Annotated in this window: 10 protein-coding genes; 1 reads left to right on the top strand and 9 read right to left on the bottom strand. The window is 63.2% G+C overall.

Features of this window, described 5'->3' with window-relative positions:
- The first annotated feature begins 80 nt into the window (after positions 1-80).
- A complete protein-coding gene (locus V6767_RS19130; RefSeq protein ID WP_448474911.1) occupies positions 81-1,181 on the top strand; it encodes a hypothetical protein in 1,101 nt (366 codons plus the stop codon).
- A 6-nt stretch (positions 1,182-1,187) separates the two neighbouring features.
- Here the strand turns inward: V6767_RS19130 and V6767_RS19125 are convergent, their stop codons facing one another.
- From V6767_RS19125 to V6767_RS19085, 9 genes are read right to left on the bottom strand one after another with little or no spacing between them, the layout of a single operon-like run.
- The gene (locus tag V6767_RS19125; RefSeq protein WP_448474910.1) at positions 1,188-1,496 is read right to left on the bottom strand and encodes a Dabb family protein; all 309 of its coding nucleotides are present in this window, start codon (positions 1,494-1,496) and stop codon (positions 1,188-1,190) included.
- 18 nt (positions 1,497-1,514) lie between these two features.
- The gene (gene rnhA / locus V6767_RS19120; RefSeq protein WP_448474909.1) at positions 1,515-1,967 is read right to left on the bottom strand and encodes a ribonuclease HI; all 453 of its coding nucleotides are present in this window, start codon (positions 1,965-1,967) and stop codon (positions 1,515-1,517) included.
- Complete coding sequence (locus tag V6767_RS19115; RefSeq protein WP_448474908.1) at positions 1,964-2,932, bottom strand: homoserine kinase; 969 nt, start codon at positions 2,930-2,932, stop codon at positions 1,964-1,966. The genes rnhA and V6767_RS19115 overlap by 4 nt, the downstream gene beginning before the upstream one ends.
- 4 nt (positions 2,933-2,936) lie before the next feature.
- A complete protein-coding gene (gene ispH / locus V6767_RS19110) occupies positions 2,937-3,932 on the bottom strand; it encodes a 4-hydroxy-3-methylbut-2-enyl diphosphate reductase (protein WP_448429476.1) in 996 nt (331 codons plus the stop codon).
- Positions 3,933-3,937: 5 nt separating this feature from the next.
- Positions 3,938-4,417 (bottom strand): mismatch-specific DNA-glycosylase, encoded by a 480-nt coding sequence (locus V6767_RS19105; RefSeq protein ID WP_448474907.1) that lies wholly within the window; start codon positions 4,415-4,417, stop codon positions 3,938-3,940.
- On the bottom strand, positions 4,410-5,144 hold the full coding sequence (locus V6767_RS19100; RefSeq protein WP_448474906.1) for an SURF1 family protein: 735 nt from the start codon (positions 5,142-5,144) through the stop codon (positions 4,410-4,412). Before V6767_RS19100 ends, V6767_RS19105 begins: the two co-directional genes overlap by 8 nt.
- Positions 5,131-5,517 (bottom strand): DUF983 domain-containing protein, encoded by a 387-nt coding sequence (locus V6767_RS19095; protein WP_448474905.1) that lies wholly within the window; start codon positions 5,515-5,517, stop codon positions 5,131-5,133. Before V6767_RS19095 ends, V6767_RS19100 begins: the two co-directional genes overlap by 14 nt.
- A gap of 37 nt (positions 5,518-5,554) precedes the next feature.
- A complete protein-coding gene (locus V6767_RS19090; RefSeq protein ID WP_448474904.1) occupies positions 5,555-5,836 on the bottom strand; it encodes a GNAT family N-acetyltransferase in 282 nt (93 codons plus the stop codon).
- A 60-nt stretch (positions 5,837-5,896) separates the two neighbouring features.
- Positions 5,897-6,781 (bottom strand): cytochrome c oxidase subunit 3, encoded by an 885-nt coding sequence (locus V6767_RS19085; RefSeq protein ID WP_448429486.1) that lies wholly within the window; start codon positions 6,779-6,781, stop codon positions 5,897-5,899.
- Between the last annotated feature and the right edge of the window lie 96 nt (positions 6,782-6,877).

Here is a 6,877-nt window from a genome sequence, read left to right as displayed (position 1 = left end):
CCATCGTTTCAATCGCTGCAGCATTCAACCTCATAAAATCCGTCCACACGGCCTAAAGTGGACTTGATCGGAGGACCCGAATGCAACGCGCTGCCAGCAAAACCGTCCGGCGAACGGCGACGGCGGTTATCGCCGTGGCCTTTATAGTCTCCACACCGTTCGTGGTGCCGAACGGCATCGAATCCGTGAAGCTGCTTGCGCTGCGCAATGACCCGGTCAAGCTGACGGATTACAGGCTGGAGCAGCTCACGCCCGCCGACTACGACCGCGCGATCCGCGAGGCGCTTGCCAGCGACGACCCCGATCTCGCCGAAAGCGTCATCACCCTTGCCGACAGCCGCGGCGTGCGCATCGACGGCGCCGAGCGCGAGCGCGTCGAAATCGCCGTCTCGGAGGCCGGCAGCCTTGGCAACCAGATCTACGAGCTGTGGGATGGCGCCCTGACCGGCAAGCCCGACAGCGCCGTCGGGCTGGTGGGCGCGATCGCCACCGATCTCACAACGGTCGGCGATGTCCGCGACATCATCATCGAGGGCGGGTCCTATCTGCAGGGCGAGGACTATGATCCGCTGATCCTCGGCCTGTCCGTGGCGGGCCTTGCGATCACCGGCGCGGTGGTGCTGTCCGGCGGATCGGCATCATCGGCCAAGATCGGCACCAGCACGCTGAAGGCCGCCGGCAAGGCCGGCGCGATCGCCACGCCGCTGCGGCGCTCCTTCACCCGACTTTCCGGAGAGGTCGTCAGCGGCCCGGCGCTGCGCAAAAGCCTGCCGCTGCTCAAGCGCGGCAACGTGCCGGCAGCGCGGCGGGCGCTGACAAGCTCGCTCGACGTCAAGCCGCTGGTGAAGATGCAGGACGCGGCCATGGAGGTCGGCACGGTGATGACCAAGAACGGCTTCAAGGCCGGCACGGACATGCTGAAAGTGGCCGACACGCCGGCCGACCTGACCAAGCTCGGCAAGCTCTCCACCCGCTTCGGCAAGCGCTTCCGCGCCATCGTCTTCATGCTGGGTTCGGGCGCGATCACGCTCGCAGGCGTCATGCTGACGGCGGCAAGCTGGACGGCGACCTTCGCGATGTGGCTCGCCGGCGCTGCCTATTTCGGCTACCGCGCCCTCAGGATCGGCTGGCGGTTTCTGTTCTATCCGGCCGGGCGCATAATCGTCCGGCTCTGGGCCTGACGGAAATCAAACCGTCATATCGAAGACGAGAATGCCGGAAATGCCGCCGGCAGCGGCGGCGACGAGCTTCTCGCCCACGGCTTGGTGATCGGGGTGATCGAGATAGGCGTCGCGCGCGGCCGAATCCTCGAAGGTCACGATGAAGCCGTCGCCATAGCCGCTGTCGAGGCCTTCCGGCGAAACGTTCGCGCCCGATTTGAAATCCACGATGCCGGGGATGACGCGCTTCAGACCGGCGATCTCATCGTAGAGCGCCTGCTTTTCCTCAGCCCCGGCTTCCTGGCGAAATCGAATGAATACGCAATGCATGATCATGATGTTTTCCGAAGCGCCTCAGCGCCCTGGCCCCTTTTTGAACGGTTCCATCCCCTGACGCGCCAATTCGTCGGCGCGTTCATTCTCTTCGTGGCCGGCATGGCCCTTCACCCAATGTAGTGTGACATCGTGCCTGTTGCGCTCGGCTTCAAGAGCCTGCCACAATTCGGCGTTCTTGACGGGTTTCTTCGCGGCGGTCTTCCAGCCGTTCTTCTTCCACCCGTGGATCCATTTCGAGATGCCGTCCTTGACGTATACGCTATCGGTATAAAGCGCCACGGTGCAAGGCTCCCTCAGCGCCTTCAGCGCCTCGATCGCCGCCATCAGCTCCATGCGGTTATTGGTCGTCAGCTTCTCGCCGCCGCACAGATCGCGTTCCTTGTCGCCGTAACGCAGCACCGCGCCCCAGCCGCCGGGGCCGGGATTGCCGGAGCAGGCCCCGTCGGTGAAAATCTCAACTGTCTTCTTCAAGCCTGTTCCAGTCCGTATTCGCTGGCCGTTGCCACAGAACGGTGAAAGCGCAGATAGCGCAGATATTCGAGCGGGTCCTTCTTCACCACCAGCGCGCCCGCCGGCGTGTTCAGCCAGTCATAGAGCCGGGTCAGGAAGAACCGCAGCGCCGAGCCGCGGCACAGCAGCGGCAGCGCCTCGATCTCGTCTTCGCCAAGCGGCCGCACGCTCTGATAGCCCTCGATCAGCGCCCGGGCCTTGGTGACGTTGAAGGAACCATCCTTTTCGAAGCACCAGGCATTGAGGCAGATCGACAGGTCATAGGCGAGGAAATCATTGCATGCGAAATAGAAATCGATCAGGCCCGAGAGCCTGTCGCCGATGAAAAACACATTGTCGGGGAACAGATCGGCATGGATCACGCCCTCCGGCAGGTCCACCGGCCAGCGGTCCTCAAGCGTTGCGAGTTCCATCGTGATCTCGCTTTCCAGACCCTTCTGCACCTCGTCGGCGCGGGCGGCGGATTTGTCCCACAGATCGACCCAGCCCTTGAGCGCCAGCGCGTTCTTGCGCGTCAGATCAAAATCCTGACCGGCGATATGCATGCGGGCGAGCGCGACGCCGAGCTCCCGGCAATGGGGCGCGGCGGGCTTTCTGAGCCACATGCCTTCCAGAAACGAAATCAGCGCCGCCGGACGCCCGCAGAGCCGGCCATAGGGCGCGCCGTCATCGCGCGCCAGCGGCAGCGGGCAGGACAGACCGCGATCGGCCAGATGCTGCATCAGGCCGAGATAGAACGGCAGATCGCCCTCATCCACGCGCTTTTCATAAAGCGTCAGGATCAGCGGAAATTTCTCGGTGTGCAGCAGGAAATTGGAGTTTTCAACGCCCTCCGCGATACCGCGATAGGACAGGAGTTCGCCGACGTCATAGGCTTTCAGAAACTGCCGCAGATCGTCTTCATTGATATCGGTATAGACGGCCAAATGCTTATCGTCCGTTGACGAAGGCCATGTCCTCGACGGTCAGTTCGACATCGCGGAGCTGGCGGTTGACGAGGAAATGTTCGTTCTCGACGGTGGTTTCGGCAAGCTCGATCGTGGTGTCGAACCGCGCGCGGAACGCCTCGATGATCTCGTTCACCACGACTTCCGGGGCCGAAGCGCCGGCGGAAAGCCCGAGGGTGCGGATCGGGCCGATCGCGTCGAAATCGAGTTCGGCGGCGCGCTGGACGAGGATCGCCTCCTTCGCCCCTGCCCGTTTGGCCACTTCCACGAGACGCCGGGAATTGGACGAATTCGGCGCGCCGACGATGATGAAGAGGTCGCAGCCCGGCGCCGCCGCCGAGACTGATTCCTGGCGGTTGGTGGTGGCATAGCAGATCGAATCGGCCGATGGGGCGGTGAGGTTCGGAAACCGCTCGGTGAGCTTGGCAATCACCGCCGCCGTATCCTGCACCGACAGCGTCGTCTGCGTGACATAGCCGAGATTGTCCGGATCGGCGGGCTGGTAGCGCTCGGCATCCTCCACCGTTTCCACCAGCGACACCGCGCCCTCCGGCAACTGCCCCATCGTGCCGATCACCTCCGGGTGGCCGGCATGGCCGATCAGCACCACGTGGCGGCCGAGCCGCTCATGGCGCATCGCCTGCTTGTGGACCTTGGAGACCAGCGGGCATGTCGCGTCGAGATAGAAGAGGTTCCGGCTTTCGGCATCGGCCGGCACGGATTTCGGCACGCCATGGGCGGAAAACACCACAGGCTGTTCGCGATGCTCCGCCGGAATCTCGTCGAGCTCCTCGACGAAGACCGCGCCGCGCGCCTCGAGCCCTTCCACGACGTAGCGGTTATGCACGATCTCGTGACGCACATAGACCGGCGCGCCGTAGCGCTTCAGCGCCAGTACGACGATCTGGATCGCCCGGTCGACGCCGGCGCAAAAGCCGCGCGGGCCGCAAAGGCGAATGGTCAGTGGGGTCATGGTCATCTCGCTCAAATCATTTCGGGCAACTGATACCAATGATGACGGTCCTTTGTCCAATGCGCGTTTGCGCCCGAGGTGGATGGAAGCGCCGCAATCGCGATGCCGTCGAGCGTCCGCTGCTGCAGGCCGCAGCTAATCGTCTTATCGCCGAAATAGATGCGCGCGCCGGTGAGGCTGGTGAACGCGATCAGCTTCGGGCGGAAATACCGCATCTTCTCCTCGAAGGCGGCGATGTCGAAGGCCGACAGGGTCAGCGCCTTGTCCATGCCGCTCTCGCTCTGGTTCAGATCGGTAAGGCCGATGCCGTAATCAAGAAGCTTGCGGAAATCCGTCGGCGAAACCTGCTCCGGCGTCAGCCCGATCTCGTGAAGCGTGCGGTAGAATTTGTTGGAGGGATTGGCATAGAACGAGCCGGTGCGCGCCGAGATGTGCCCCTTCGCCGTGCCGCAGAACACGATATCGAGCCCCGGCGCGAGCAGGTCAATCATGCTTTCGCCAGCCGCGCCAGGCCAGCAGGCCGACAATCACCGCCAGCACTGCCGCCAGCCCATACCAGGTGATCGCATATTGCAGGTGGTCGTTCGGAAACGAGATCCGGGTCACGCCGCCGACGGGCAAGCCGCCCGGATTGGGCGCGTCATCGGCATCGACGAAGAAGGGCACCACCTCACCGGCCGAAAGCCCGGTCGATTGCGCCATCGCGTCGATATCCTTCCAGTAGAAGATGTTCTGCGCGATAGCGTTCTCGGGCACCGCAAACGAGGGTTTTTCGTCGAGCCGGTCGCGGGCAAGGCCGGTCACGGTTACCGTGCCGGTCACCTGCCCTTCCGGCCGGGTCGCGGCATCCTTCATGTCGAACGGCACGAAGCCGCGATTGACGAAGACCGCGCGGCCATCCGCAAGCCTGAGCGGCGTATAGACGTAATAGCCGGACTGGCCCTCGTAGGTCGCGAAGAAATGCCGCTCGCGGTCATGCTCGAAACGGCCGGTTACCGCTATCGGCCGGTACTCGATTTCACTCCTCGGCAGCGCCTCGGCCTCGGCAAGCGTGATCGGCGGCGCCTGCAACTGCTGCTCGACCGAGGCGAGCAATGCCTCCTTCCAGTGCAGCCGGCGCACCTGCCAGTTGCCAAGCGAAATCAGGGTCACGAAGGCAAGCGCGGCAAGCACCAGCCCCACAATCTGCACAAGCGCCTTCCGTCTAGGCATCGTCATCGCGCTTGATCATGCCCTCGGCGGCGGAATGGCGGTATTGCAGCACGATCAGCACGCCCTTGAAGGCGCGCAGCGCAGCCAGCGAAAGCACAATCGCGAGCGGCACCCAGATGACGATATGCACCCAGAACGGCGGCGAATAGGTAATCTCGGACCAGAGCACCAACCCGATCACCAGAAAGCCAACGGCCAGCATCACGAAGATCGCCGGCCCGTCACCCGAATCGGCAAAGCCGTAGTCCAGGCCGCAGTTGTCGCATTCCGGCTTCAGGGCCAGAAAGCCATCGAAAAGCGGGCCCTTGCCGCAGCGGGGGCAGCGGCCCTTGAGGCCGGAAAGAATGAGCGGGGCAAGCGGATTTTGGTCTGCGGGCATGAATTTGAAAGCCTTCCTGAAACCGGAAGGCGCCTTCTCACTTGATGACGTCGTGCCAGTCGTTGTGGTTGCGCACGCTCAGCGCCTTGAAGAACGGGCAGAGCGGGATGATCTTCCAGCCGCCCTTGCGCGCCTCGTCGACAGCGTGGCGAGCCAGCGTTTCGCCGACGCCCTTGCCGCGCAGCGCATCCGGCACGCCGGTGTGATCGATGATGATCAGCCGATCGGAACTGCGGGAATAGGTCATCTCCGCCTCATGGCCGTCAACGACCGTGTAGTAGCGGCCGCCCGAGGCAGTCTTTTCTTCCTGTACGGTCATGATGCACCCTTCCCAAAAGCCGACCGCCGCCTCGATGGGCGGCGGAGGGTGGTTTCAAATTCAGTGGCCGGTTTCAGCCAGCGGCGCGCCCCATCCGCCCCAGATGTAGATGGTGAAGAACAGGAACAGCCAGACCACGTCGACGAAGTGCCAGTACCATGCGGCGGCCTCGAGGCCGAAATGGCGCTCCGCCGTGAAAGATCCTCGTGCCGCGCGAATCAGGCAGACGATCAGGAAGATCGTGCCGACGATCACGTGGAAGCCGTGGAAACCGGTCGCCATGAAGAAGGTGGCGCCATAAATGGAGTTTTTGAAGGCAAACGGCGCCTCGTAATACTCATAGGCCTGAACGCCGGTAAACAGCAGGCCGAGCAACACGGTGAGTGTCAGGCCCTGGAGCAGGCCCTTGCGGTCGCCATGGATCAGGGCGTGATGCGCCCAGGTCAGCGTGGTGCCGGACAGAAGCAGGATGATGGTGTTGTAGAGCGGGAAATGCCAGGGATCGACAACGGCAATGCCTTCCGGCGGCCAGGTTCCGCCGGTCGCTTCCACGCGCGCCGCCTGGATCGCCTCGCCGGTGAACAGGCTGGCATCGAAGAACGCCCAGAACCACGCCACGAAGAACATCACTTCCGAGGCGATGAACATGATCATGCCGTAGCGAAGATGCAGCGAAACGACCGGGGTATGGTGCCCCTCGCGCCCTTCCTTGATCGTGTCCGACCACCAGCCGAACATCACATAGATGGTAACCGCGAGACCGATCAGCAGCAGCCAGGGCTGCGCCAGATCGAGGCCGAGAATATTGAACGAACCACCGCTGAGGTAGCGCATATAGCCGACGCCGCCGAAGCACAGCAGGAAAGCGCCGATGGCGGCGACCAGCGGCCAGGGGCTTGGGTCGATGATATGATAATCGTGGTTCTTGTGCTGCGCGTCTGCCATTCCTGGTCCCCGTTTCCTCTCTCCCTGAAAACCGCGCCCCGCGTCGGGCGCCGTTTCAGTAAACTAGCATCTACACCGTTTCCGGTCTTTGGCAAA

The organism is Martelella sp. FLE1502 (genome assembly GCF_053484255.1).
Note: the sequence above shows the minus strand (reverse complement) of the source record. Positions and strands in the feature narration are given on the sequence as shown.